At 31.3% G+C, this 25,457-nt stretch carries 21 protein-coding genes; 18 read left to right on the top strand and 3 right to left on the bottom strand.

The genetic code is table 11. The features are described 5' to 3' along the window. Nucleotide 1: 1 nt before the first annotated feature. A complete protein-coding gene (porX, locus tag ACKTTV_RS11550; protein ID WP_408030991.1) occupies nucleotides 2–1,549 on the bottom strand; it encodes a T9SS response regulator signal transducer PorX in 1,548 nt (515 codons plus the stop codon). Nucleotides 1,550–1,680: 131 nt separating this feature from the next. Between porX and ACKTTV_RS11555 the strand changes: the two genes are divergently transcribed. From ACKTTV_RS11555 to fabG, 11 genes are all read left to right on the top strand, one after another. Further along, a complete protein-coding gene (locus ACKTTV_RS11555) occupies nucleotides 1,681–2,925 on the top strand; it encodes an HD domain-containing protein (RefSeq protein WP_408030992.1) in 1,245 nt (414 codons plus the stop codon). Between the two features lie 66 nt (nucleotides 2,926–2,991). Next, a complete protein-coding gene (gene lpxD, locus ACKTTV_RS11560) occupies nucleotides 2,992–4,032 on the top strand; it encodes a UDP-3-O-(3-hydroxymyristoyl)glucosamine N-acyltransferase (RefSeq protein ID WP_408030993.1) in 1,041 nt (346 codons plus the stop codon). Next, nucleotides 4,025–5,416, top strand: a complete 1,392-nt coding sequence (locus ACKTTV_RS11565; protein ID WP_408030994.1) for a bifunctional UDP-3-O-[3-hydroxymyristoyl] N-acetylglucosamine deacetylase/3-hydroxyacyl-ACP dehydratase — start codon at nucleotides 4,025–4,027, stop codon at nucleotides 5,414–5,416. Before lpxD ends, ACKTTV_RS11565 begins: the two co-directional genes overlap by 8 nt. A 5-nt stretch (nucleotides 5,417–5,421) precedes the next feature. Then, a complete protein-coding gene (lpxA, locus tag ACKTTV_RS11570) occupies nucleotides 5,422–6,207 on the top strand; it encodes an acyl-ACP--UDP-N-acetylglucosamine O-acyltransferase (protein WP_408030995.1) in 786 nt (261 codons plus the stop codon). An 11-nt stretch (nucleotides 6,208–6,218) separates the two neighbouring features. Continuing rightward, nucleotides 6,219–6,785, top strand: coding sequence for an elongation factor P (gene efp, locus ACKTTV_RS11575; RefSeq protein WP_408030996.1), 567 nt, complete (start codon nucleotides 6,219–6,221; stop codon nucleotides 6,783–6,785). 43 nt (nucleotides 6,786–6,828) lie between these two features. Then, nucleotides 6,829–7,749 (top strand): UDP-3-O-(3-hydroxymyristoyl)glucosamine N-acyltransferase, encoded by a 921-nt coding sequence (locus ACKTTV_RS11580; RefSeq protein WP_408030997.1) that lies wholly within the window; start codon nucleotides 6,829–6,831, stop codon nucleotides 7,747–7,749. A gap of 74 nt (nucleotides 7,750–7,823) precedes the next feature. Beyond that, nucleotides 7,824–8,699 (top strand): succinate--CoA ligase subunit alpha, encoded by an 876-nt coding sequence (gene sucD / locus ACKTTV_RS11585; protein ID WP_408030998.1) that lies wholly within the window; start codon nucleotides 7,824–7,826, stop codon nucleotides 8,697–8,699. Nucleotides 8,700–8,822: 123 nt separating this feature from the next. Continuing rightward, complete coding sequence (locus ACKTTV_RS11590) at nucleotides 8,823–9,041, top strand: hypothetical protein (protein ID WP_408030999.1); 219 nt, start codon at nucleotides 8,823–8,825, stop codon at nucleotides 9,039–9,041. A gap of 93 nt (nucleotides 9,042–9,134) precedes the next feature. Beyond that, entirely contained in the window at nucleotides 9,135–12,104 is a 2,970-nt protein-coding gene (locus ACKTTV_RS11595) for a M16 family metallopeptidase (RefSeq protein WP_408031000.1), read from the top strand. 220 nt (nucleotides 12,105–12,324) lie between these two features. Beyond that, nucleotides 12,325–13,800: a M16 family metallopeptidase gene (locus ACKTTV_RS11600; RefSeq protein WP_408031001.1), complete on the top strand. Its 1,476-nt coding sequence runs from the start codon at nucleotides 12,325–12,327 to the stop codon at nucleotides 13,798–13,800. 140 nt (nucleotides 13,801–13,940) lie between these two features. Next, entirely contained in the window at nucleotides 13,941–14,684 is a 744-nt protein-coding gene (gene fabG / locus ACKTTV_RS11605; protein WP_408031002.1) for a 3-oxoacyl-[acyl-carrier-protein] reductase, read from the top strand. Nucleotides 14,685–14,755: 71 nt separating this feature from the next. Here the strand turns inward: fabG and ACKTTV_RS11610 are convergent, their stop codons facing one another. Continuing rightward, the gene (locus ACKTTV_RS11610) at nucleotides 14,756–15,406 is read right to left on the bottom strand and encodes a DUF937 domain-containing protein (protein WP_408031003.1); all 651 of its coding nucleotides are present in this window, start codon (nucleotides 15,404–15,406) and stop codon (nucleotides 14,756–14,758) included. A 133-nt stretch (nucleotides 15,407–15,539) separates the two neighbouring features. Here ACKTTV_RS11610 and ACKTTV_RS11615 point away from each other — a divergent pair, with 133 nt between their 5' ends. From ACKTTV_RS11615 to ACKTTV_RS11640, 6 genes are all read left to right on the top strand, one after another. Further along, nucleotides 15,540–16,865 (top strand): dicarboxylate/amino acid:cation symporter, encoded by a 1,326-nt coding sequence (locus ACKTTV_RS11615; RefSeq protein ID WP_408031004.1) that lies wholly within the window; start codon nucleotides 15,540–15,542, stop codon nucleotides 16,863–16,865. A 75-nt stretch (nucleotides 16,866–16,940) separates the two neighbouring features. Then, nucleotides 16,941–17,972 (top strand): glutathione synthase, encoded by a 1,032-nt coding sequence (gene gshB / locus ACKTTV_RS11620; RefSeq protein WP_408031005.1) that lies wholly within the window; start codon nucleotides 16,941–16,943, stop codon nucleotides 17,970–17,972. After that, on the top strand, nucleotides 17,962–18,804 hold the full coding sequence (locus ACKTTV_RS11625; RefSeq protein WP_408031006.1) for a sulfurtransferase: 843 nt from the start codon (nucleotides 17,962–17,964) through the stop codon (nucleotides 18,802–18,804). Before gshB ends, ACKTTV_RS11625 begins: the two co-directional genes overlap by 11 nt. A gap of 3 nt (nucleotides 18,805–18,807) precedes the next feature. Beyond that, nucleotides 18,808–19,137: a hypothetical protein gene (locus ACKTTV_RS11630; protein WP_408031007.1), complete on the top strand. Its 330-nt coding sequence runs from the start codon at nucleotides 18,808–18,810 to the stop codon at nucleotides 19,135–19,137. 24 nt (nucleotides 19,138–19,161) lie between these two features. Next, a complete protein-coding gene (locus tag ACKTTV_RS11635) occupies nucleotides 19,162–19,992 on the top strand; it encodes an N-formylglutamate amidohydrolase (protein WP_408031008.1) in 831 nt (276 codons plus the stop codon). Between the two features lie 22 nt (nucleotides 19,993–20,014). Then, complete coding sequence (locus tag ACKTTV_RS11640) at nucleotides 20,015–21,175, top strand: flavohemoglobin expression-modulating QEGLA motif protein (protein WP_408031009.1); 1,161 nt, start codon at nucleotides 20,015–20,017, stop codon at nucleotides 21,173–21,175. Between the two features lie 59 nt (nucleotides 21,176–21,234). Here ACKTTV_RS11640 and ACKTTV_RS11645 read toward each other — a convergent pair whose 3' ends face one another. Next, nucleotides 21,235–24,966: a hypothetical protein gene (locus ACKTTV_RS11645; protein ID WP_408031010.1), complete on the bottom strand. Its 3,732-nt coding sequence runs from the start codon at nucleotides 24,964–24,966 to the stop codon at nucleotides 21,235–21,237. A 227-nt stretch (nucleotides 24,967–25,193) separates the two neighbouring features. Between ACKTTV_RS11645 and ACKTTV_RS11650 the strand changes: the two genes are divergently transcribed. Further along, entirely contained in the window at nucleotides 25,194–25,442 is a 249-nt protein-coding gene (locus tag ACKTTV_RS11650; protein ID WP_408031011.1) for a tyrosine/phenylalanine carboxypeptidase domain-containing protein, read from the top strand. Nucleotides 25,443–25,457: the final 15 nt, after the last annotated feature.

Genomic DNA, 25,457 nt, shown 5'->3' on the forward strand with positions numbered 1-25,457 from the left:
CTTATTTAGGAGAATAAATACTACAAGGAATAATCATTTCTTCTAAGGAAATTCCTCCATGTTGATAAGTGTTTTTATAATACTTTACGAAATGATTATAATTATTCGGATAAGCGAAAAACAAATCTTCTTTTGTGAAAATGAAAGGGCTATTAATTGTAACTGAAGGTAAAAATATGTCTTTTGGATTTTTTACGGCATAAACATCTTTATCTTCATACGATAGGCTTCTACCAGTTTTATAACGTAAATTGGAGCTTATGTTTTTATCTCCAATTACTTTGGTAGGTGTTTTACAATTAATTGTACCATGATCGGTAGTAATTATAAGTTTTTGCCCAAGTTTTTGAGCTTTCTGAATCATATCAAATAAAGGAGAGTTTTTAAACCAACTAACCGTTAGAGAACGGTAAGCTTTGTCATCACCAGCTAACTCTTTTATTACTTCCATTTCAGTTTTTGCATGAGACAGCATATCTACAAAGTTATAAACAATCACTGTAAGATCATTTTGTTTTGTCGTGTTGAAGTTGTCAGCTAGGTCTTTTCCACTTTTAAGTGTAATAATTTTATGAAAACTATGGTTAATGTTTAAACCAAGTCTTTTTATCTGAGCTTCTAAAAACTCAGCTTCAAACAAATTCTTACCACCTTCATCGGTATCGTTTTTCCAGTATTGCGGATGCATTTTTTCCATTTCTGAAGGCATCAACCCTGAAAAAATAGCATTTCTAGCGTATTGTGTAGCTGTTGGTAGAATACTGAAGTAAGAATTTTCTTCTTCCTTTTTAAAATAATTATTAATAAAAGGTTCTAAAACTCGATATTGATCATAGCGTAAATTATCTATGACAACCCATAAAACACCTTGATCTTTTGATAAATTCGGAATTACATAATCTTTGAAAACAGTGTGCGAAAAAGTTGGTTTGTCATCACTACTCAACCAATTTTGGTAATTTTTCTTTATAAATTTGAAAAATTGAGTGTTGGCCTCTGTTTTTTGTGATTCTAAAATTTCTAACATTCCACTATCATCAATGTTTTCGAGTTCTAATTCCCAATGAACAAGTTTTTTATACATGTCAATCCAATCAGAATATGAATTTACCATAGCTAAATCCATGGCAATTTTCCGGAATTCTTGCTGATAACTTGAAGTAGTCTTTTCTGAAACCAACCTAGAATGATCAAGATTCTTTTTTAGGCTTAACAGAATTTGATTAGGGTTTACAGGCTTAATTAAATAATCCGCAATTTTCGACCCAATGGCTTCTTCCATAATATATTCTTCTTCACTTTTTGTAATCATTACAACAGGAAGGTTTGAATTGATTTGTTTTATTGAAGATAAGGTTTCTAAACCTGTAATACCAGGCATGTTTTCATCTAAAAAAACAATATCGAAATTTTGATCTTCTACTAGGTCTATGGCATCTGCACCATTTGTACAAGAGGTTACTTGGTAATTTTTTTTCTCTAAGAATAAAATATGTGGTTTGAGTAAATCAATTTCGTCGTCAACCCAAAGAATGTCAATTTTTCGCATATAGATGATATAATATTTTGCTAAATAAACGTTTAAATTTAGTTTTCTTGTATGTACAAAAGCTAAAAATAAGTTAATAATAACTAGAGTAATTTGTTTTTATTAATTAATTGTAATTCTTTTGCTTAAAATTGAAGTATTTATCTATTTTGACTAAGATACACACTAACAAACTGAAAATATTAAACGATCCTGTTTATGGATTGATATCAATTCCAAATAGCTTAATTTTTGATATTATTGAGCATCCCTATTTTCAAAGGTTACGGAGAGTAACTCAAATGGGGCTTTCAAATTTAGTTTATCCAGGAGCAAACCATACAAGGTTTCATCACGCTATAGGGTGTATGTATCTTATGCAAAAGGCTATTCGCGTATTACGGTCGAAAAATGTTGGTATTTCTGATGAAGAGTCTAAAGCTACTTGTATTGCTATTCTATTGCACGATATAGGGCATGGTGCTTTTTCGCATGCGTTGGAACATAGTATTGTAAGTGGGATTTCCCATGAAGAAATCTCTTTAAAATTCATGCGCGCTTTGAACGTTGAGTTCAATGGGAAATTAGACTTAGCGATTGAAATTTTTGAAGGAAAATATCATAAGAAGTTTTTATGCCAATTAATTTCTAGTCAACTTGATATTGATCGTTTAGATTATTTAAAAAGAGACAGTTTTTATACAGGAGTTGCTGAAGGTAACATCTCTTCAGAAAGAATAATTACTATGATGAATGTTGTGGATGGAGAATTAGTAATTGAACAAAAAGGTATTTATTCTGTTGAGAAATTTATTATTGCGAGAAGATTGATGTATTGGCAGGTATACCTTCATAAAACTGGATTGGTTGCAGAAAATATTTTAGTTAATCTTTTGAAAAGAGCCAAAGAATTGGCAAGTAAAGGAGTTGAATTATTCGCAAGTAAGGCGTTGACATATTTTCTATACAATGAAATAAATGACGAGAATTTCTCGGATGATACATTAGAAACTTTTGCAAGACTCGATGATTATGACGTTCTATTGGCTATAAAAGAATGGATAAGTCACGATGACTATGTCTTATCAAGTTTATCAAAGATGATTATCCATCGAAATTTGCTGAAAATTGAGTTACAAGAAAAACCTTTTACGGAGTCTTATCAAAATAAGATAAAAGCAAAATTTAAAGAGGAATTAAACCTAAGCGATAGTGAATTAGAATATTTTGTGTTCTCAAGTCATATTCGAAATCAGGCTTACAATACTGAAAAACCCATTATTATTTACACCAAAAAGGGAAAACTAAAAGATCTTGCCAAGGCTTCAGATCAATTGAATGTTCAAGTTTTAACCAAACAAGTAAACAAGTATTACATGTGCTATCCTAAAATGTAAAAGGGAAAATCATGAACTTTTAGCTTTTAGGAGGTAATTAAACAAAAATAACTACTTTTGCCATTAATGAAATTTACAGCAAAACAAATAGCAGAAATTTTAGAAGGAGAGGTTGTAGGAAGTCCAGAAACTGAAGTTTCAAAATTATCTAAAATAGAAGAAGGAGAAGAAGGTTCATTAACCTTTTTATCGAATCCAAAATATACTCCATATATATATACCACAGAAGCAAGTGTTACGATTGTAAATAAAGATTTGTCTCTTGAAAAAGAGATAAGTACCACACTTATTAAAGTGGAAGATGCGTATAAAGCATTTTCGAAACTGTTGGCATTTTATAATGAAGTTAAGAATAATAAAACAGGGCGCGAAAATCCTCATTTTATTTCAGATTCTACGAAAATTGGAGATAACGAATACATTGGTGCATTTTCTTACATCGGAGAAAACGTAACAATAGGAAAGAACGTGAAAATTTATCCAAACTCTTACATTGGAGATAATGTAACGATAGGAGATAACTGTACATTGTTTTCAGGAGTAAAGGTGTATTCAGAAACTCAAATTGGAGCCAATTGTAAAATTCATTCAGGAAGTGTTATAGGATCTGATGGTTTTGGGTTCACTCCAGATGAAAATGGAGATTATAAAGCAGTTCCTCAAATAGGAAATGTAATTATTGAAGATAATGTAGATATAGGTTCAAATTGTACGATTGATAGAGCTACATTGGGGTCGACAATAATTAGAAAAGGAGTAAAGTTGGATAACCAAATCCAAATAGCTCATAATGTTGAAATAGGAAAGAATACAGTAATAGCTTCTCAAACGGGTATTGCAGGATCAACAAAGGTTGGAGAATTTTGTATGATTGGTGGTCAAGTTGGAATTGTTGGACATATTACTATAGGTAATCATGTGAAGATCCAAGCGCAATCTGGAATAGGAAGAAGTTTAAAAGATGGAGATGTTGTTCAAGGATCTCCTGCTTTTGGGTACTCAGACTATAACAAGTCTTACGTACACTTTAAGAATTTACCGAACATAGCAACAACAATTCATAAAATTGAAAAAGAGTTGAGTACTCAACGAAACAAAAATGAGTAAAAAACAAACAACAATTAAAAATGAGATTACATTATCAGGTGTAGGATTACACACTGGTAATGATGTTACAATGACTTTTAAACCAGCTCCAGAAAATAGTGGATATGCTTTTGTGAGAGTTGATTTAGAAGGAAAGCCAACGATTGAAGCGAAGGCTGAATATGTAACGAACACTCAAAGAGGAACTAACTTAGAAAAAAATGGGGTTCAAATTCAAACATCTGAACATGTATTGGCAGCTGCGGTAGGTTTAGGTATTGATAACCTTATTATCGAAATTAATGCTTCTGAGCCTCCAATAATGGATGGTTCATCAAAGTTTTTTATCGATGCACTTGAAAAAGCTGAAATCGTTGAACAATCAGCGGAAGTTGAAGAGTATGTGGTAAAAGAAATAATTTCTTATAAAGACGAAGAAACTGGAAGCGAAATTATTTTAATGCCTGCAGATGAGTATCAAATAACTACAATGGTAGATTTTGGAACAAAAATCTTAGGTACTCAAAATGCTACATTAAATTCAATTTCAGATTTCAAAGAAGAAGTTTCTCAAGCTAGAACATTCAGTTTCCTTCACGAAATTGAAATGTTATTAGAGAATGATCTTATTAAAGGAGGAGATTTAAATAATGCGATTGTTTATGTAGATAAGGAGTTATCGGATGAAACAATGCAGCGCTTAAAGAAGGCTTTTAAGAAAGACAATATTTCTGTTAAGCCTAATGGAATTCTTGATAATTTAACATTACACTGGGCGAATGAAGCAGCACGTCATAAATTATTAGACGTTGTTGGAGATTTAGCATTGGTTGGAACTAAAATTAGAGGAAAGGTAATAGCTAATAAACCCGGACACTCTATTAATACTCTTTTTGCAAAGAAATTAGCAAAGATTATTAAGCAAGAAAAGAGAAATTATGTTCCTACATATGATTTAAATCAAGAGCCTTTGATGGATATTCATAAAATTATGAGTATTCTACCTCACAGACCTCCTTTTTTATTAGTAGACAGAATTATTGAGCTTTCTGATAGACATGTTGTTGGAATGAAAAATGTGACAATGAATGAAAATTTCTTTGTTGGACATTTTCCAGGAGCACCTGTAATGCCAGGAGTATTACAAATTGAGGCAATGGCACAATGTGGAGGGATTTTAGTATTAAGTACGGTTCCAGATCCTGAAAACTACTTGACATATTTCATGAAAATTGATAATGTTAAGTTTAAGCAGAAAGTATTACCAGGAGATACTTTAATATTTAAAGCGGACTTAATAGCTCCAATCAGAAGAGGTATTTGTCATATGCAAGCATACGCTTACGCTAATGGAAAATTAGTGTGTGAAGCCGAATTAATGGCTCAAATTTCAAAAGTAAAATAAATAATATGAATCAACCTTTAGCTTACGTCCATCCGCAAGCCAAGATCGCCAGAAATGTGGTAATTGAACCTTTTACAACTATTCATGCCAATGTTGAAATTGGTTCTGGTACTTGGATCGGATCTAATGTAACTATAATGGAAGGAGCGAGAATAGGTGAAAATTGTAGAATTTTCCCTGGAGCAGTTATCTCGGCTATCCCACAAGATTTAAAGTATAATGACGAGGATACAACGGTAATCATTGGAAATAATGTAACCATTCGTGAATGTGTTACTATCAATAGAGGTACAGCTGATCGAATGAAAACCGTTATTGGTGATAACTGTTTAATTATGGCATATAGCCATATCGCCCATGATTGTATTGTAGGTAATAACTGTATTTTTTCTAATAATACAACGTTGGCAGGGCATGTAAATGTTGGAGACAATGTCGTTTTAGCAGGTATGGTAGCAGTGCATCAGTTCGCATCTGTAGGAAATCATGCTTTTGTAACGGGCGGATCTTTAGTTCGTAAAGATGTTCCTCCGTACGTGAAAGCAGCTCGTGAACCTTTGTCTTATGTAGGGATTAACTCAGTGGGATTAAGAAGGAGAGGATTTACCACGGAGAAAATTAGAGAAATTCAGGATATATATAGAATTCTGTATCAGAAAAACTATAACAATACGCAGGCAGTGGCAATTATAGAGGCTGAAATGGAAGCAACTTCTGAAAGGGATGAAGTTTTACAATTTGTAAAAGATTCTCATAGAGGTATAATGAAAGGTTATTTTAAAGCAAATTAAAAAAATATAAAATGGCAACAACATCAGATATTAAAAAAGGATTATGCATCAAGTATAACCACGATATTTTCAAAATTATTGAGTTTTTACATGTAAAGCCAGGGAAAGGACCTGCTTTTGTAAGAACTAAATTAAAAAGTGTTACTACAGGAAAAGTTATTGATAATACGTTCTCTGCTGGTCATAAGATCGAGGATGTAAGAGTAGAAACTCATAAGTTCCAATTCTTATATGCAGAAGGAGAAGATTATCACTTTATGAATACTGAAGACTACAATCAAATAACACTTCAGAAATCTGTATTAGATGCACCTGATTTTATGAAAGAAGGAGAGATTGTAACAGTTTTAATTAATACAGAAGATGATGCTCCGCTATCTGTTGAAATGCCATCTCATGTTATTTTAGAAATTACACATACTGAGCCAGGCGTTAAAGGAAATACGGCTACAAATGCAACGAAGCCAGCTACCGTTGAAACAGGAGCTAGAATAAATGTACCTTTATTCATTAACGAAGGAGATAAGATCAAGATCGATACTGAGAAAGGAGCTTACACAGAGCGTATTAAAGAATAACAAAATATATTAATTCCCGCTACTAGCGGGAATTTTACTATATATGAAATTTAAACAACCTCAAACATTAAAACAAATTGCATCATTAATAAATGCTGAATTTGTTGGAGAAGAAAACTTTGAAATTACAGGAATTAATGAAATTCATGTAGTAGAAAAAGGAGATATTGTTTTTGTTGATCACCCAAAGTATTATGATAAGGCCTTAAATTCAAAAGCCACCACGGTATTGATTAATAAAAAGGTGGAATGTCCTGAAGGGAAAACACTTTTAATTTCTGATGATCCATTTAGGGATTTTAATAAGATAACCATTCATTTTAATCCTTTTATCACTTCAAAACAAAGTATTTCTGATACAGCTATTATAGGAGAGAATACCATTATTCAACCGAATGCTTTTATAGGGGATAATGTGGTTATTGGAAAGAATTGCGTAATTCATGCAAATGTGGTTATTAATAGTAACTGTATTTTGGGAGATAACGTGATTGTTCAGTCTAATTCAGTGCTAGGATCTGATGCTTTCTATTACAAAAACAGACCTGAAGGGTTTGATAGATTAATTTCAGGAGGAAGAGTTGTGCTTGAAAACAACGTAGAACTAGGAGCTTCTTGTACCATTGATCGTGGAGTTACGGGAGATACAACTGTCAAAGAAGGAACTAAAATAGATAATCAAGTTCATGTTGGGCATGATACTATAATTGGTAAAAAATGCCTAATTGCTGCTCAATCTGGTATTGCTGGGTGTGTAATCATAGAAGATGAAGTAACTATTTGGGGACAAGTTGGAATTGTAAGTGGCTTAACAATTGAAAAAGGTACTGTTTTAATGGCTCAAACAGGAGTTTCAAAATCATTAAAAAAAGCTACTTATTACGGAACTCCGCAGCGAGAATACAGACAAACTTTACGAGAAGTAATTTACTTAAAAAATGTAACTAATAAAGGCAAAAACTAACATAAAATTAATTGTGAAAACTCAATTAAAAGATTATTTTTGTCTGACTTTTTAAAAATTTAAAAAACAAACCAATGAGTGTTTTAGTAAATAAAGATTCAAAGATTATAGTGCAAGGTTTCACTGGTAGTGAAGGAACTTTCCATGCTGGTCAAATGATTGACTACGGAACAAACGTAGTTGGAGGAGTAACTCCAGGAAAAGGAGGACAAGAGCATTTAGGAAAACCTGTTTTCAATACAGTTGATGAAGCTGTTCAAAAAGTGGGAGCTGATACGTCTATTATTTTTGTACCACCTGCATTTGCTGCTGATGCTATCATGGAGTCAGCTGAAGCTGGAATCAAAGTAATTATTTGTATTACTGAAGGAATTCCTACTGCTGATATGGTAAAAGTAAAAGCATATATTGACGCAAAAGAAGATTGTACTTTAGTAGGACCTAACTGTCCTGGAGTTATTACTCCTGAAGAAGCTAAAGTGGGAATTATGCCAGGATTCATTTTCAAGAAAGGAAAAGTTGGTATTGTGTCTAAATCGGGTACTTTAACTTACGAAGCTGCTGACCAAGTTGTAAAACAAGGTTACGGTATTACTACTGCAATTGGAATTGGTGGAGATCCTATTATTGGAACTACGACTAAAGAAGCTGTTGAGTTATTAATGAATGATGAGGAAACTTCTGCAATCGTAATGATAGGTGAAATTGGAGGTAACTTGGAAGCTGAAGCTGCTCGTTGGATTAAAGCTGATGGTAACCGTAAGCCTGTTGTTGGTTTTATCGCTGGTCAAACTGCACCTGCTGGTAGAACAATGGGACATGCTGGAGCTATTGTTGGTGGAGCTGATGATACTGCTCAAGCTAAAATGAAGATCTTAGCTGAAAATGGAGTTCACGTTGTTGAATCACCAGCTAAAATTGGAGAAATGGTAGCAAAAGTATTAGCTTAACTGTTAATTATTTTAAGAAAAATTTAGAATTATAATAAATAATTATAAAAAACTATTGGATCTACGTATTCAATGGTTTTTTTATTATATATTCGCTAGAGTTTATTTAAAAAATTTACAATTATGAAATTAAATGAGTTAAAAAATCTTGGAAAAGAATTATCAAAAAATGAATTGATTAATGTTGCAGGTGGAGATGTGATCGTTGGTTACATGTGTGCTGACGGTTTAACAGGAAGTGTAAGAGGAAATGATGTAAATGAGGCGTTAGATTCAGCGTGTCATGGACATGGTGGAGGATTCATTACTTTTGTGAAAGCGGGTAAACCTTACGATTCTTAGGAAAAAAAATAAATTAACATAATTTAACCCTTAAAAATCCGTTGAATGATTAAATTCGACGGATTTTTTATTTCAATCAAACACTATAAATTTATGAAAAACATTAAAGTTCTGTTTTTATGTTTGTTAGTTGTTGGGATTGTTTCTTGTAAACAATCAGGATCATCTACAGATGTAATTAAAGCGGAAAAGAAAACTGATGCAAACGGTTTGTCCTACGAAACCGTAACCAACGATCCAACAGGATTACGCTTGTATACTTTAGAGAATGGATTAAAAGTATATTTAAGTAAAAATACTGATGAACCTAAAATTCAAACCTATATTGCTGTTAGAGCAGGTTCAAATTACGACCCTAAAAATTCAACTGGACTAGCTCACTATTTAGAGCATATGGTGTTCAAAGGAACTCATAAAATTGGAACTTTAGACTGGGAAAAGGAAAAGGAGTACCTAAAAAAGATTTCTGATTTATATGAACAACACAGAACAGAAGAAGACCCAGAGAAAAAGAAAGCTATCTACCAAGAAATAGATAAGGTATCTTTGGAAGCTTCAAACTTTTCTGTTGCAAATGAATATGATAAAATGACGGCTTCTTTAGGTGCTACAGGAACTAATGCCCATACTTCATTTGAAGAAACGGTGTATCATAACAAAATTCCTGCAAATGAGCTTAACAAATGGTTAGACCTAGAGGCTGAGCGTTTCGGTACCTTAGTACTAAGATTATTCCATACAGAATTAGAGGCGGTTTTTGAGGAATTTAATCGAGGACAGGATAATGATGGTTGGAAGTCTTACTTTGCTATGTTAGAGGGACTATTTCCAATTCACCCATATGGTCAACAAACTACTATTGGAACTGGAGAACATTTAAAGAATCCTTCAATGGTTGACATTCATAACTATTTCGATAAATACTACATTCCAAATAACATGGCTGTAGTATTAGTTGGTGATTTAGACTTCGATGCAACCATAAAAAAGGTAAATGAAACTTTTGGTAAAATGGAAAAGAAAGAATTAACGCATCCAACTTTACCAAAAGAAGAGCCTATTACACAACCTATTATCAAAGAGGTTTTTGGACCAACGGCAGAAAGTATTTCTATATCATATAGAAGTAAAGGAGTAAATACAAATGAACAGAAGCTTATTACTCTTTGCGATATGATCATGGCTAATGGAAATGCTGGATTGTTAGATTTAAACTTAAATCAAAAACAATTAGTTCAAAGAGCTAGCTCATATCCTACATTTAACATCGATTATGGATACCATTCTTTTTCCGGTAGACCTAAATCTGGACAAACTTTAGATGAAGTAAAAAGCTTGTTATTGGAACAAATTGAGAAGCTTAAAAAAGGGGAGTTTGATGAATGGATGATTGACGCAGTAGTAAATGACTTAAAATTAAGTCAAACACGCCAATATGAAAATAATACAGCTTTGGCAAATGCTTATTATGAAGCATTTATACATAGGGAAAACTGGGTGGATAAAGTAAAGTTTTTAGATGATTTAAAGAGAATAACAAAGCAAGAACTGGTTGATTTTGCGAATTCATTTTATAAAAATAATTACGTCTTAGTATACAAGAGAAGAGGTGAAGATAAGAATATATTTAAGGTGGCAAACCCAGGAATAACTCCTATAAATTTAAATAGAGATAAAAGTTCTGAATATATTCAGGCTTTTAATAAAGTTAAATCTAAACCTTTACAGCCAAAGTTTATCGATTACAAAACTGCAATCCAAGCAACTAAAACATCTAATGATATTGAGGTTTCTTATGTGTTAAATGAAAAGAATGATTTATTCGACCTTAATATCATTTTTGATATGGGAAGCGATAACGATAAGAAGTTAAGTTTAGCTGCGGGTTATTTAGAGTACTTAGGAACTGATAAATATTCTGCTGAAGATATTAAAAAAGAGTTCTATAAACTTGGTGTAGATTATTACGTAAGTGCTCAAAGCGATAAAACTTATGTTGGTTTAAGAGGATTAAAGGAAAATTTATCTAAAGGACTTGAGTTATTAGAGCATTTATGGGATAATGCAAAGGCAGATCAAGAAGCTTATGATAAATATGTTGAAAAAATATATAAAGGACGTCAAGATGGTAAAACACAAAAAGGAAATATTCTTTGGGGAGGTTTAATGAATTATGGAATGTATGGAGAAAATTCTCGCTTAAGAGATATCATGCAGATAGATGAGTTAAAGGCTATTAATCCTGAAGAGTTAGTTAACCTTGTGAAAGACATGAAAAATTATAAACAACGTGTGTTTTATTACGGAAAGGATGTAAACAATGCTGTGACAGCTTTAAATGCTCATCATAAAATTTATGGAGATTTAAAGGAGTATCCGGAAGCTAAGAAATATGAGCAAACAGAAACAGGAGGTAACGTATTCTTTACTAATTATGATATGGTGCAAACTGAAATGTTATTCTTGGCAAAAGGAAAACCTTTTGATCCGAAGAATTTAGCTGCGTCTCGCTTATTTAACACGTATTTTGGAAGTGGATTATCGTCTATAGTATTCCAGGAAATTAGAGAGAGTAAATCTTTAGCATATTCGGCATTTGCAGCATATGATGATGCAAACAAAAAAGATGATCCAAATTATGTCTTAGCATATGTAGGTACTCAAGCAAATAAACTATCTCAGGCTGTTGATGCCATGATGGATTTAATGAATAATATGCCAGAGGCTGAAAAGCAATTCAATGCGGCTAAAGAAGCAACATTAAAGAAGATTGCAGCACAACGTATTACTAAATCTAGTATTTTCTGGTCATATGAGCGCTTGAAAAAATTAGGTATTGATAATGACAATCGTGAAGAGATGTATAATACCATTAAAAATATGACTATAAAAGACTTAAAAGGATTCTTTGATGAGAATATTAAAGGTGAGTCTTATAACGTAATGGTAATTGGAAATAAAAAAGATTTAGATGTTAAATCGTTACAAAAATTAGGTAAAATCACAGAGTTAGACGTAGATTACTTATTTAATTATGTAGATAAAAAAGAAGTAAAGCAGTAAATTACAGCTGATTTTCTTTAAAATCATAAAACTCCTAAAAATTTAATTTTTAGGAGTTTTTTTATACCCATAAGTTAAATTTAACCTATGAACTTTATTTGGAAGTTAACTGATAAAGTATATATAAAATAATAAACTAAATAAATGTTAATGGCAGAATAGTACAATTTTTGGACTGGTTTGATTTATACTTTCGCAGTGAAAACCAAACATAATTTAAATGAAAATAAGTAAATTATTTACTATAGGTCTGCTAATATTCAATTCTATAGCATATAACAATAGTGGTAATAAAATGAATGCACAGACTTTGGTTAAAACTGATAGTAATGGTTTTAACTATGAAGAATTTCCAAGACCAAAACATGTTAATTATGCAAATTTAATTGAGAATTTAAGAACTCAACAAGGTCAGGAGTTGTCGTATGTACCCAATAATGATGAAAACTCATTCGAATTATCATACATTTTTGATATGGGGAGACACCATAATAAAAAACTTAAGTATGCCTTAAAGTATATGAACTTTTTAGGGACTGATAAGTTAACGGGTCAGGAAATTAAAAACAAGTTTCATAATCTTGGGATTAAGTATAAATCAAGAGTACTGTCAAATAAAACAATATTAACTATTAGTGGGGTAAAGAAAAATTTAGAAGAGGGAGTCTTATTGTTAGAAGATTTGTTAAATAATGTGGTCTCAGATGAATCGAGTTATAAAAAGTATTTAGAATCCGTTTATAATTCCAGAAAAAATAGAGCTCAAAGGAGAATTGAAGTAAGTCTTATTGCTTTCGATCCTTTATCTGTTTTCGGCGAAAACTCACCTTATAGAGATATTATTCAATATCCAGAGCTCAAAAAAATGGATCCAGAAGAATTCGTTAATATTATCAAAGATTTAAAGAATTTTAAAAATCGCTTTTTTTATAACGGTTCTGATCCGAAATTAATACTTGATATACTTAATAAACACCACAGAGTACCTAAGGAATTTAAAAATTATAATAAACCTAAAATCTATAACCCTATAAAGATTGGAGGAAAGGTATATGTAATTAATAACCCTTCTAATGAAGTTGAAGTTGCTTTCATTACTGGAACTACCGAATATTCTGTTGAAAATCTTGTATTGAGTAAGTTATTGACTTATTATTACGGACATGGGCAAATAGTTAATAAACTCCGATTAGAAGAAAATTTAGTGACTATGGCACATGGAGGAATTTTTATGTTAGAATCACATGAAGGAATTCGTGATTTTCATATGGAAAACTTCTTTCAGACGGATTTAAATGGATTGTCGAAATCGTTAAGTTTAATGAAAGGTTTTTTAAAGGACATGGAAGAAGATAATGAGTTGTTTGAAAGATCGAAGAAACAACTTCTTAAAGAGTACTCAGAGGAAAGAGTAACGAATAGTAGAATATTTTGGAGGAATGATCTTATTAAAGAAGGGAAATTCACTTCCAGACATTATTATCCTCAAGAGTTATACGATATAACAAAAAAGATAACTATAAAAGATTTAAAGAATTTTTACAATAAATCTATTAAAGATCACAAATTTGATGTCATGGTATATGGAGATCTTTCAAAAATCGACTTAGATCAATTTAAAGAGTTTGGAGAAATTAAAGAAATAGATTTAAATTATCTATTCAATTTTTCAGATGAGATAAAAATAGAGCAATAGGCTTTCTATGTTACTAATTAATAAAACTCGTAAAGTTCATCCATAATGCTTTGCGAGTTTTTATTTTTTAATCACGTTAGATCTTTTGAAGTACTAGGTATTATATTATATTTGCCTTTTGTTAAAAACGACTAATTAAGATGAAACTTTTAGAAAATAAAACAGCTATAATAACTGGAGCTACTAGAGGAATTGGAAGAGGAATTGCAATTGAATTTGCACAACAAGGGTGTAATGTAGCATTTACCTATAACTCTTCTGTAGACGCGGCTAATGCTTTAGAAAAAGAATTAACTGATTTAGGAGTTAAGGCTAAAGGATATCAATCAAATGCAGCTGAGTTTGAAGCAGCACAAGATTTAGCAAAAAATGTAATTGAAGAATTTGGAACTATTGATGTTTTAATAAATAATGCGGGTATCACAAAAGATAACCTTTTAATGCGTATTTCTGAAGCTGATTTTGATAAAGTAATAGAAGTTAACTTAAAATCAGTTTTTAACTTAACTAAAGCAGTAATTCGTCCGATGATGAAGCAACGTGCTGGATCAATTATCAATATGAGTTCTGTAATTGGTTTAAAAGGAAATGCAGGTCAAGCGAACTATGCTGCCTCTAAAGCAGGTATTATTGGTTTTTCTAAATCAGTCGCTTTAGAATTAGGATCTAGAAACATTAGAAGTAACGTGATTGCTCCTGGTTTCATTGCTACAGAAATGACCGCTAAATTGGATGAAAAAGTAATTGAAGAATATAGTGCTTCTATTCCATTAAAGAAATTAGGACAGCCAAAAGATATCGCTAACGCTTGTGTATTTTTAGCTTCTGATATGAGTTCTTATATTACTGGACAAACATTATCTGTTGACGGAGGAATGTTATAAGAATTATGATATAGTAAAATAAAAAAACCTGCTGATTCAGCAGGTTTTCTATTTTTTATAGAAAAGGTTTATTACTTTTTACCAAATAAACCACCCAAAAGACCTCCTAAGAGTCCTCCTCCTGAAGATTTTTGATTTCCTCCACCTAAAACCATTCCAGCAACATCGTCTATTACACTTCCATCTCCGTCAGCGTCTAAAATTTGCTCCAAAAAGCTTTGTTCTTTTTGAGTAGAATTACCACCTAGCAATCCTCCTAATAATCCTCCTAGGTCACCTGAGTTACTTACACCATTCTCTCTTGTTTGCTTTCCTAAAACCCCCATTAAAAGAGGTGCTGCAGTTTTTAAAATATTAGCTACTGAACCAGCATCAATACCTGATTTTTGACTAATAACCTGCTCAACTCCTTGTTGCTTGTTTCCTAGTACATGCCCTAAAATTTTACTTCCATCTTGAATAACATCTGCATTTACACCACCTTTAAATAAATCTCCTAGGTTGTCTAAAATACTTCCATCATGTTTGTTTGATAAAGCTCCCATTAAGCCCTCAGCTCCTTCTGGTGTAGAAGCATTTCTTTGCATTGCCTTCATTAAAACAGGTAGTGCCATAGTAAGTACATTTCCTGTTTTGTTTGTGTCTTGTCCAGTTGATCCAGCTACTCCTGATATAATTGTTTTTCCTAGGTCGCTGTTCAATAAGTCTAAAATTCCTGCCATGTTTTTGATTTAATTATTAAAGGTTAGTAAATTGTATACTCATTAAGTGAGACACAATTTACAAATTTTAGGTCACACTTTTTTTAAATAATTATTTATACTTTTAGCATTCTGAAAATAACAAACTAATTATATGAAAAAATTAGCACTGCATTGGCAAATTTTAATTGGAATGCTAGCAGGTATTTTGTTCGGTTTAGTAATGACCTCAATTGATGGAGGAGCTACTTTTGTAGGAAACTGGATAAAACCGTTAGGTACTATTTTTGTAAAACTTTTAAAATTAATAGCTGTACCATTAATTATTGCTTCGCTTATAAAAGGAATATCAGATTTAAAAGATATTTCTAAATTTAGAAATATTGGGCTTAGAACCATTGGTATTTATATTGGAACAACTGTAATTGCAATTACCTTAGGTTTATTGTTGGTTAATATAGTGAAACCTGGAAATGGGATTTCGGAAGAAACTATTACTAGATTAACAGAAACATATGCAAATAGTGGAAGTGTTCAAGCTAAAATAGCCGAAGCGACAAAACAAAAATCAAGTGGACCATTGCAGTTTATGGAGGATATGGTTCCTGATAACGCAATTAAGGCAATGGGAAGTAACAAATCAATGTTACAAGTAATATTCTTTACTATTTTTCTTGGAATATCAATGTTATTGGTTGGAGAAAAGAAATCAAAGCCTTTAAAGAAGTTTTTTGATTCTTTGAATGAGGTTGTTTTAAAAATGGTAGATCTAATAATGCTTTCTGCTCCTTATGCTGTATTTGCATTATTAGCAAATGTTGTGGTTTCTTCTAACGACCCTGATTTGTTAATAGCTTTATTAAAATATGCCTTTACAGTTATTGGTGGTTTATTATTAATGATTGTTTTTTATATGATTTTAGTGGGAGTATTTGTAAAAAAGAACCCTTTATGGTTCCTTAAACAAATTAGCCCAGCACAATTACTAGCTTTTTCAACCAGTTCCAGTGCAGCTACGTTGCCAGTAACAATGGAAAGGGTAGAGGAACATGTAGGGGTTGATAAGGAAGTTTCGAGTTTTGTATTACCTGTGGGAGCCACAATTAATATGGATGGTACCAGTTTATATCAAGCTGTAGCAGCTGTTTTTATTGCTCAAGCTTTAAGTTTTGATCTAACATTTGCCGATCAATTAACTATAATTCTTACAGCATTATTAGCTTCAATCGGATCAGCAGCCGTACCAGGAGCGGGAATGGTAATGTTGGTAATAGTATTAGAAGCTGTTGGATTCCCTGGAGATAAATTAGCTATTGGTTTAGCATTGATTTTTGCTGTTGATCGCCCATTAGACATGTGCAGAACCGTTATTAATGTTACAGGAGATGCTACTGTTTCTTCACTTGTGGCAAAGTCAGTAGGAAAACTAGGAGACCCAAGTCCTAAGAATTGGAATGATCATTACGATGAAGTTAAATAGCTGTAAAATAATAGATTAATAAAAATAAAAAACTAAATTTAGAATTTACTTAACACATTACTTATAAGAATTTAAATGAATATTTGCTTTTTAATGTATCCTTGGGATCAGATTAATCCTGAGAAAGATTCTTCGTTAACATTAATTCATGAATGTGCGAAAAGAGGACATGGAGTTGCTTTGTGTACACCATCTAATTTAACGATTAGAAATAGTGTTACCAGTGCGTTTTGCTCAATAGTAGAGAGAATGGATAAAGTTCCAGCAAGTATTAAGTCTTTTTATAAAAAGGCTATTATAAGAGAAGAAATGCTTCCTTTGGCAGGGTTTGACGCAATATTTATGAGAGGAAACCCTCCATTAGATCCTCTAATGTTGAATTTTCTTGATTCAGTCAAAGATGATGTTTTCGTAATTAATTCTGTTGAAGGAATGCGAGAGGCAAATAATAAATTGTATACGGCTGTTTTTGAAGACCCAAATAATGAGATTATTCCAGTTACTCACGTTTCAAAGAATAAAAATTACCTTATCAAGACTATTGAGGAGTCGGATTCCGAAAAAATGATATTAAAGCCTTTAAATGGTTATGGAGGATCTGGAGTAATTTTAATAGAAAAAAGTGCAATGAGTAATATTAATTCATTGCTTGACTTTTATATTAGTAAAAGCGATGGATCTTCTGATTATGTAATACTTCAAGAGTATATAGAAGGAGCTGATAAAGGTGATGTTAGGATTTTATTATTAAACGGAATACCAATTGGAGCAATGAAAAGAATTCCTGGAGATAAAGATCATAGATCTAACATTACTGCGGGTGGAAGAGTTGAAAAACATAAATTAACGGCTGCTGAGAAACTACTTTGCAAGAAAATTGGACCGAAATTAGTAAAGGATGGTTTGTACTTTGTAGGAATTGATGTTATCGGTGGAAAGTTAGTTGAAGTAAATGTAATGAGTCCTGGAGGAATTACCTATATTAATAAGGTATCTAAGGTGAAGTTACAGGAAAAAGTAATTGACTTTTTAGAAAGCAAGGTTTTGGAGAAGAATGCTGCGTTCAGAAGAATGACGGATTTAAAAAGAAGAGTTAATGAAGCTTAAATTGGATGGACCTTTAGTTAGTGCAGAATGGTTGAATGATCATTTAGATGCTAAAAATTTAATAGTGTTAAATGGTACCATAAAGAAAGTAGGCGGAAATACTGATACTAATGAACAAGAGAAGCAGGTTCCAAACACTATCTTTTTCGATATCAAAAAGAATTTTTCCGATACTAGTTCTCAATTTCCAAGCACTGTGCCCTCAGAGGAACAATTTCAAGAAGAAGCAAGGAAGTTAGGAATTAACAATGATAGTTGCATTGTCGTATATGATAATTTAGGAATTTATTCTTCTGCTAGAGTTTGGTGGCTTTTTAAAACTTTTGGTTTTGAAAATGTGGCAGTACTTGACGGAGGTTTTCCAGCTTGGAAAAAGGCAGGCTTCCCTATTGAAAATGTGGTCAATAAATCAAGAGTAAAGGGGGATTTTACAGCAAATTATCATCCTGATAATATTCGTTTTACTGGTGATATTTTGGATATTATAGAGCATAAAAATGAATGTATCATTGACGCTCGTTCAGCAGGAAGGTTTAATGCAACACAACCAGAACCAAGAGCAGATTTAAAAGGAGGTCATATTCCAACATCATTAAGTTTACCATATACCGATTTACAGGTTGATGGAAAAATGAAGAGTAAAGAGAAACTGGAAGCTATTTTTAGAAACAGATTAAATGAAGAAAACCCCATAGTATTTTCTTGTGGATCTGGCATAACTGCTTGTATTTTAGCTCTAGGAGCTACCATTGCTGGATATACTAATTTAAGTGTGTATGATGGTTCATGGACCGAGTGGGCAAGTACACCAAATTTACCAATTGAAATATAGTAGATGATTAATATTTGGACAAAAGAAGAGTTTACAACATATGTGCTTTTATACGTAGCACATTGCAACTATATAGAAACTGAAGAAGAGAGTAAATACATTATTTCTAAAATAGATGAAGATTTATATAATAAGATTCATACAGAAATTGTGATGGATGTTGATGAGAAGATCAAACTGGATAAAATTAAAGAGTATTTACAAGAGAACAAGTATAGTCACGAAGAGAAAAAAGAATTGTTGAATGATATTAAGAATGTAATTTTCGCTGACGGTACTGTAGATAATTCTGAGAAAAAAGTATTTAATTTTTTAAAGAAGATATTAAGTTAATATATCGAATCAATTTTAGTTCGAATGGAAAGATTAAGTATTGATGATATAATTCTGAAAATTCAAAAGCAAGAGCTATTTGAAGCTGTGAGTGAGGACTATTCTTTCACTTTAAAAATCGATTCTTATGTACCTTATGTATGTGCAGCGGTTCATGATGGGCATCAATTTAGGAAAGAATTATGGGATAATTGTTTACACACCGAATATGAACGTTGGTATGAAGAAGATCCCGCAACAAAGCAAATGATTCAATCTCATCCAATTGTTATCGCTGGAATGGATTCTCGTTTTGAGTATGACTTGAACAGACCTCCTGAAACTGCTATCTATAAAGATGCTTGGAAAAGAAAGCTTTGGAAATCGTCGTTAACAAATGAGCAACGAAATCGAAGTCTTGAAAAGCATAGTAATTTTTATAAGGTAGTACACGCATTAATAGAGAAAATAGAAAGTACCTTTTCTGTTTGTATCGTTTATGATATGCATTCTTATAATTGGCAACGTTGGGACAGAAAAGTACCAACTTGGAACCTTGGAACTACGAATGTTGACAATGAGAGGTTTTCAGATGATATTGAAATCTGGCGTGAAATACTTGAAAGAACACCTTTACCAAATGAAATAGAAAGTTCATCAAAGATTAATGACACTTTTCAAGGCAATGGATATTTCTTAAAATATATTACCGCTAACTTTAAAAACACATTGGTATTAGCCACTGAAATAGCAAAAGTATATTGTAATGAAGTAGAACAAATTTTATATCCTGAAGTAATTGATTCTGTTGAGAAGTACTTGAAACTAACCTTACCACAACACGCAAAAGACTTTTATAATAAACATAAACAATAACACTGTAATTAAGAGTAGCCGCATGAAGAATGGTGTAAAAGTTGAAAAGGATACACTTTTTAAGATCGATCGTAGAATTGATAAACTAGTAAAAAAAATAGAATTATTACGCTATGTGAATCCCGTTAATATTGAAGAGGAAAAAGCATTGTTTTATAAATCGAAATATCTGACAGATCCCAATTTTCGTTATCCAGAAATGGATTTTGACAAATTTAAAATTCATCAGAAGTTTTTTACTCAGCCCATAGAGTTAATAGAAGATGAGAGAATTCGTAATTTATACGAAGAGATTATTTATTACTATTCAGGAGTTGTTCGTTGTATAGAAACTGTAGGAGAAGGAAAGAAATTTTATTATAATAGCTTACAATCTTTTGGAACTCCAACGGAACAGGATGTAGAAAACGCTAAGTTTATTTTACATTTTGAAGAAGAAGATGATAATGATCCCGCGTTTGCGCCAAAATATTCACCTCAAGAAGCCGAAGGTATTTTCAGAGAATATGGTAAAAGGTATGATTTTGACTATAATATAAAGGAATCCTCTGTTATGGGAGCCATTGCTATGGTGTTAAACAGTAGCCAGACTTTGGTATTAAACAGTCGTCATGAATATTCTGAGAATGAAATGGCTATTTTGACCAATCACGAAATAGGAGTTCATATGGTAACTACGATGAATGGTTTATCACATAAATTGAAAATATTTTCACATGGATTACCAAATAATGTAGAAACTCAAGAAGGTTTAGCTGTTTTTAGCGAATATATGTCAGGAAACTTAACCATAAAGCGTTTAAAAGAATTGGCATATAGAGTAATAGCAGTTAATAGTTTAGCGAAAGGGTACTCTTTCTCTAGAACATTTAGATTACTTCATAATTTTTATGATTTAGATAGAGAGAAGGCTTTTCACATTACAACTCGAGTGCATAGGGGAGGAGGTTTAACTAAAGATTATTTGTACTTAACAGGATTAAAGCAGGTATATGATTATTATAAAGCAGGAAAAGATTTAAGTATTTTACTTACAGGGAAGGTAACCTTAAAATATGCAGACGATATTCAATACTTAATCGATAAAGGACTTGCTTTAAATTCAAAGTTTATTACAGATTCGTATAGCGAAAATAAAAACACCAATAAAACCCTAGATTTTATCTTAGATAATTTAAAATAAAATATCAAACCTCCTAGAAATAGGAGGTTTGATTATTTAAAGTTAAAACATTATACTATCTATGATAGCCATTTAATAATTCTCTTTTCTTTAGTATCCGCTAAAAATAATTCTCCATTGTTAGTGATACATAGAATACAACCTCTTTGACCATGCGTATCTGAAGCAAATACAGCGTCGTTGCTAATGATGCTTTTTGCATCAATATTATATTCCTTACAATAGGCTACTAGATTTCCATCACCTTGCATTTTTAACTGAAAATCCTGATGAGTAAATAGAGTTCTAGTAATTTTCCCCTTTAACGCATCTTTAATTATATGCCCTCCATGTTTTCTTAGTTTTAATGATACCTCAAAATCATTTCTTGGTGAAGCACTTTTTTCTTCGCACCAAATTTCTGCATAGTACTTTCCATTTTCAGACTCTATTCTATATCTATATCTATCATCTCCCCAATACATAATATCACCTACAAATAGCCTGTTACTTACATATTTATATCTGTCTTTTCTCTTGTTTGGTTCAGGGTCTATATTTTCGGAAATATACCATTCTTTAACTTTATAACTTTCATTCTTTTCTATTTTACGGTTAGGTTCAACAATAATAAATTTTCCTTCATTACTCAGATAGGCAATTCTTTGACTTTTAGTGTCAGGCCAGTCCAGAGTTCCAGAAATACCAACCCTATTATTATTGCCATGGTCGGCATACATTACGAAGTTCCCATCATATTGAAAATCAAAACTACCATTATATTTGTTGGTATAACTATATTCTTTAAAGACTGATCCTAAATCTTCATAAACGGCCTTTATTTCTGAAGGCTTGGTGTTTTTCATTACTCGTAATTGAGTATACCAAGCCACTTTATTAATGACTCTTAAAGAATAAATTCTATCAAGAGATTTCCATCCAGTATTACTATTTTTGATTGTACCGAAATGATCAACCTCTTCATTTTCATACTTGAATGAATCGCATATAAGAAATAAATTACTAACAAAAGGTCTTAAATTCTCGGTACGTACTAAAGTTTTAACAATAGAACCATTATCTTTTAGAACTGGCATTTCTATTGTATAAGTAGAAATATAAGGAATTCCTCTATTTAATCCGTTAACTCTTTTTTCTATAACTTTTTTTTCCCCTTCAATATTTACCTGCTCATTAATGTTAAAGGTTTTATTCATAGCTTCATAATCAGATAAAACTATTTTAACAACTTCCAATTCTTTTCCTAATGAGTTGAAAAATGTTATTTTAAATCCAGCTTGTTTATCATTTTCAAAAGGTTCTAGTTTTACTCTTTGTTGCTCCCATATCTTGTTTAGCTCTTTTAGTTCAAATGAATATTTTTCAACATTATAGCGAGTATGGTCATCCTTTTTTTGATTAAAAACAGTCAATTCAATTGATTTACAAGGCAGTTTTGCATAAACTTGAATATATAAATCTTTTATTGGTAAACTGAATGTACTAAATAAAATCCCTTTTGTAATATGCTTCTGCTCATTAAAAAAACTTTCTATTGCTTCACTATTTCCTTTATTAAAGTTAGATGAATTACTTGGTATTAAAACTTTAAATTTTTCATTAAGGTTATTTATTTTAATACAGTCATTGGGTTGTAACGAAAGTCGAACTTTAATAGGTACAGGAATTTCATTTTTTTGGTTAGTATACATTATGTACTTTCCTTTTGCTGAATCTTTACCTGTAATAACATATCTATTGGTGAAATAATAAGAGGGAGTTTTTTTAAATACCCCTTCACCCGAATATGCTTCGTTAAATATATATTCATATTGATTCCTCCTTTGAGGGGGGGCTTCGGATGATTCTAATCCAAAACCAGCCAGAAAATCAATTTTTCCAGATAGGGCACGCTTAATATTTTGTAACAATAACATATTGTTTTCGCCAATAACTTGTAATTTGAGTGACTCTAGTTCAACGGTTAAATTAGAAGTAAAGTTTTGATCTTTATATGTTTTCCAGTATTCTGTGAGTAACTCATTGTTAGATTTACCAGATTTGAAGAAAAATTGCGAAGCACTCATAGTCGCAAACCATTTTTCACGTGAAAAAAGATAACGTTGACCAACCTGAACAATACCATTACAAATGTCAATTAGTTCACTTGTTACTTCATGAAAAAAAACAGACTCTTTCGCATTATATTCAATATATCTGCTAAGTAAAGAATCAGGACTTGGCTTTGTATAACTTTTTGTGTTGAATCTAATATCAAATTTATCATTATATAACACTCTTATTAATTCATTAAGTGCAGTTATGAAATCATCATGAGCATTAATTAATTTTTCGTCATTAATCCTCGAATTACGTTGAATAAAAACGCTATTATATTCCGATTCAAAGTTTCTAATACAATTTATAACAACATCTTTATTCTGAATAAATGTTTGCTTTCTATTTGATAAATCTGTATATTTTTTTACTTCCTCCAATTTTTTTATTATGGTATCAATACCTTGAGTTAATTTTCTATCTAAATCATCTAATTTTTCATTAATCTTTTTAAACTCTTCTTTTAATTGTTCCTTAATGGCATTAAATTCCTTGAGATATGGGTCAACAGGTTTTTCTTTAAAAAAAGACATTACAGTCGAGGTAAAAGTAGGACCTAATGGTCCTAAAAAATAGGTGCTTAAAGCTGTAAGCCCAGTTTCAAGAAAACCTTGTAACACTTGTTTTTCCAGCTCCTTAACATTAACTTTATCTGAATCACCTTTTAAAGATAGAAATATAGCCTTACCCAATTTAGAACCCACAGAATGAAAAAAGACCTTAGCGGCGTCTTTTCCTGCTTTCTTTTTATCGAATAAGTTATCTTTTACCCAATTTTTAGAACTCTCTTTTGCCTTTTTTATAAAATCATTCTTTTTATAATATTCTTCTGTTACGTAATTTAATGTATTACGTTTTTTCTGTAACTCATTAATATTTTTTAATATACGTTCTTTATCTTTCTCACTTGTATGAGATTTAATTTTGAAAGATTCGGTTTTTAGCTCTTTGTCAATTTCCGTTAACTCTTTCTTTAACTGATCGTACTCTTCTTCATAGTTAGTTTTTAGTGATTGCTCATATACATCTGTAGCTAAATAGGAAGAAGCGTTAATAGGGAAAAAATTATCCAAAGAATCATAGGTCAGACTGTTACCATTCATTAAAATTTTTCCTAATTTTTTAATTTCCTCAGACTTGTTATCTACAAAGCATTGTGTATGATTAATCAATAACACTTTAGCGGCCATAATAAATTCGTGCTTCTGGTATAATATATGTCGGCAGAATTCTTCACTATTCTTTTCATTATTTTCGAAGTATTCAAACCATTTTTCAGCACCAGAATATGTAATCTTTAACTCATTAAAGTTGGGAATTATTTCAGGTTTAAAAATTTCACCTTCTAAAGAAGACGTATTTAAGTATTTTTGAGCAATCCAATTTTTATAATTACAATATATTTCGAACTTTTCTTTATTGTTCTCGCCTAATTCTTTAAGGAATTGAACTTCTAAACAATGGAGTTCAATATTTAACTCGCTGTTCTTTTTTTTATGTTTTATAAAAGCTACATTTTTCATAATATCTTCTTCCTCATCAGGTAGATTGCCTTCATAGGTGTCTATATCGTGATAATTAATTGCATCCTTGCATAAATTTTCCCACATATTAATATATGAGAACAAATCATTAATATTTCTTAGTTTAATAACTTTGGTTGATTTTAGTGAGGGAACACTTGTTGCTTCCATAGTGTAGTAGTAGTTATTTTAGGTTAAAAATTAAAATACAGTTGAAAGTAGAATGGGTAATAAAAAACTATTTTCTCTTTCAACTTTCAATCAAAATAATAGAAAAGAACTTGAAATATCAATAGAATGAAGTCTCAATATGGAACGGTTATGCCTTAATTATTCTCGCTTATGATCGTACAGTTAATAAGAGCGGAAAGAATTATAAATGTTATTTAGTAATAAGAATGTACAGAGATAGACTTACCAAAGATTATTTGTACTTAACAGGATTAAAGCAGGTATATGATTATTATAAAGCAGGAAAAGATTTAAGTATTTTACTTACAGGGAAGGTAACCTTAAAATATGCAGATGATATTCAATACTTAATCGATAAAGGACTTGCTTTAAACTCAAAGTTTATTACAGATTCATATAGCGAAAATAAAAACACTAATAAAACCCTAGATTTTATTTTGGATAATTTGAAATAAAATCTAGAGGCTATT

The organism is Tenacibaculum xiamenense, assembly GCF_964513065.1.
Lineage (GTDB): Bacteria > Bacteroidota > Bacteroidia > Flavobacteriales > Flavobacteriaceae > Polaribacter > Polaribacter xiamenense.

Coding starts and splice junctions, on each gene's coding strand:
- ACKTTV_RS11590 (WP_408030999.1), top strand. CDS start 8,823: ATGAAATTAAATGAGTTAAAAAATCTTGGAAAAGAATTATCAAAAAAT.
- ACKTTV_RS11650 (WP_408031011.1), top strand. CDS start 25,194: ATGTACAGAGATAGACTTACCAAAGATTATTTGTACTTAACAGGATTA.
- ACKTTV_RS11635 (WP_408031008.1), top strand. CDS start 19,162: ATGGAAAGATTAAGTATTGATGATATAATTCTGAAAATTCAAAAGCAA.
- ACKTTV_RS11580 (WP_408030997.1), top strand. CDS start 6,829: ATGAAATTTAAACAACCTCAAACATTAAAACAAATTGCATCATTAATA.
- sucD (WP_408030998.1), top strand. CDS start 7,824: ATGAGTGTTTTAGTAAATAAAGATTCAAAGATTATAGTGCAAGGTTTC.
- lpxD (WP_408030993.1), top strand. CDS start 2,992: ATGAAATTTACAGCAAAACAAATAGCAGAAATTTTAGAAGGAGAGGTT.
- porX (WP_408030991.1), bottom strand. CDS start 1,549: ATGCGAAAAATTGACATTCTTTGGGTTGACGACGAAATTGATTTACTC.
- lpxA (WP_408030995.1), top strand. CDS start 5,422: ATGAATCAACCTTTAGCTTACGTCCATCCGCAAGCCAAGATCGCCAGA.
- ACKTTV_RS11565 (WP_408030994.1), top strand. CDS start 4,025: ATGAGTAAAAAACAAACAACAATTAAAAATGAGATTACATTATCAGGT.
- efp (WP_408030996.1), top strand. CDS start 6,219: ATGGCAACAACATCAGATATTAAAAAAGGATTATGCATCAAGTATAAC.
- ACKTTV_RS11600 (WP_408031001.1), top strand. CDS start 12,325: ATGAAAATAAGTAAATTATTTACTATAGGTCTGCTAATATTCAATTCT.
- ACKTTV_RS11625 (WP_408031006.1), top strand. CDS start 17,962: ATGAAGCTTAAATTGGATGGACCTTTAGTTAGTGCAGAATGGTTGAAT.
- ACKTTV_RS11615 (WP_408031004.1), top strand. CDS start 15,540: ATGAAAAAATTAGCACTGCATTGGCAAATTTTAATTGGAATGCTAGCA.
- fabG (WP_408031002.1), top strand. CDS start 13,941: ATGAAACTTTTAGAAAATAAAACAGCTATAATAACTGGAGCTACTAGA.
- gshB (WP_408031005.1), top strand. CDS start 16,941: ATGAATATTTGCTTTTTAATGTATCCTTGGGATCAGATTAATCCTGAG.
- ACKTTV_RS11630 (WP_408031007.1), top strand. CDS start 18,808: ATGATTAATATTTGGACAAAAGAAGAGTTTACAACATATGTGCTTTTA.
- ACKTTV_RS11640 (WP_408031009.1), top strand. CDS start 20,015: ATGAAGAATGGTGTAAAAGTTGAAAAGGATACACTTTTTAAGATCGAT.
- ACKTTV_RS11645 (WP_408031010.1), bottom strand. CDS start 24,966: ATGGAAGCAACAAGTGTTCCCTCACTAAAATCAACCAAAGTTATTAAA.
- ACKTTV_RS11610 (WP_408031003.1), bottom strand. CDS start 15,406: ATGGCAGGAATTTTAGACTTATTGAACAGCGACCTAGGAAAAACAATT.
- ACKTTV_RS11595 (WP_408031000.1), top strand. CDS start 9,135: ATGAAAAACATTAAAGTTCTGTTTTTATGTTTGTTAGTTGTTGGGATT.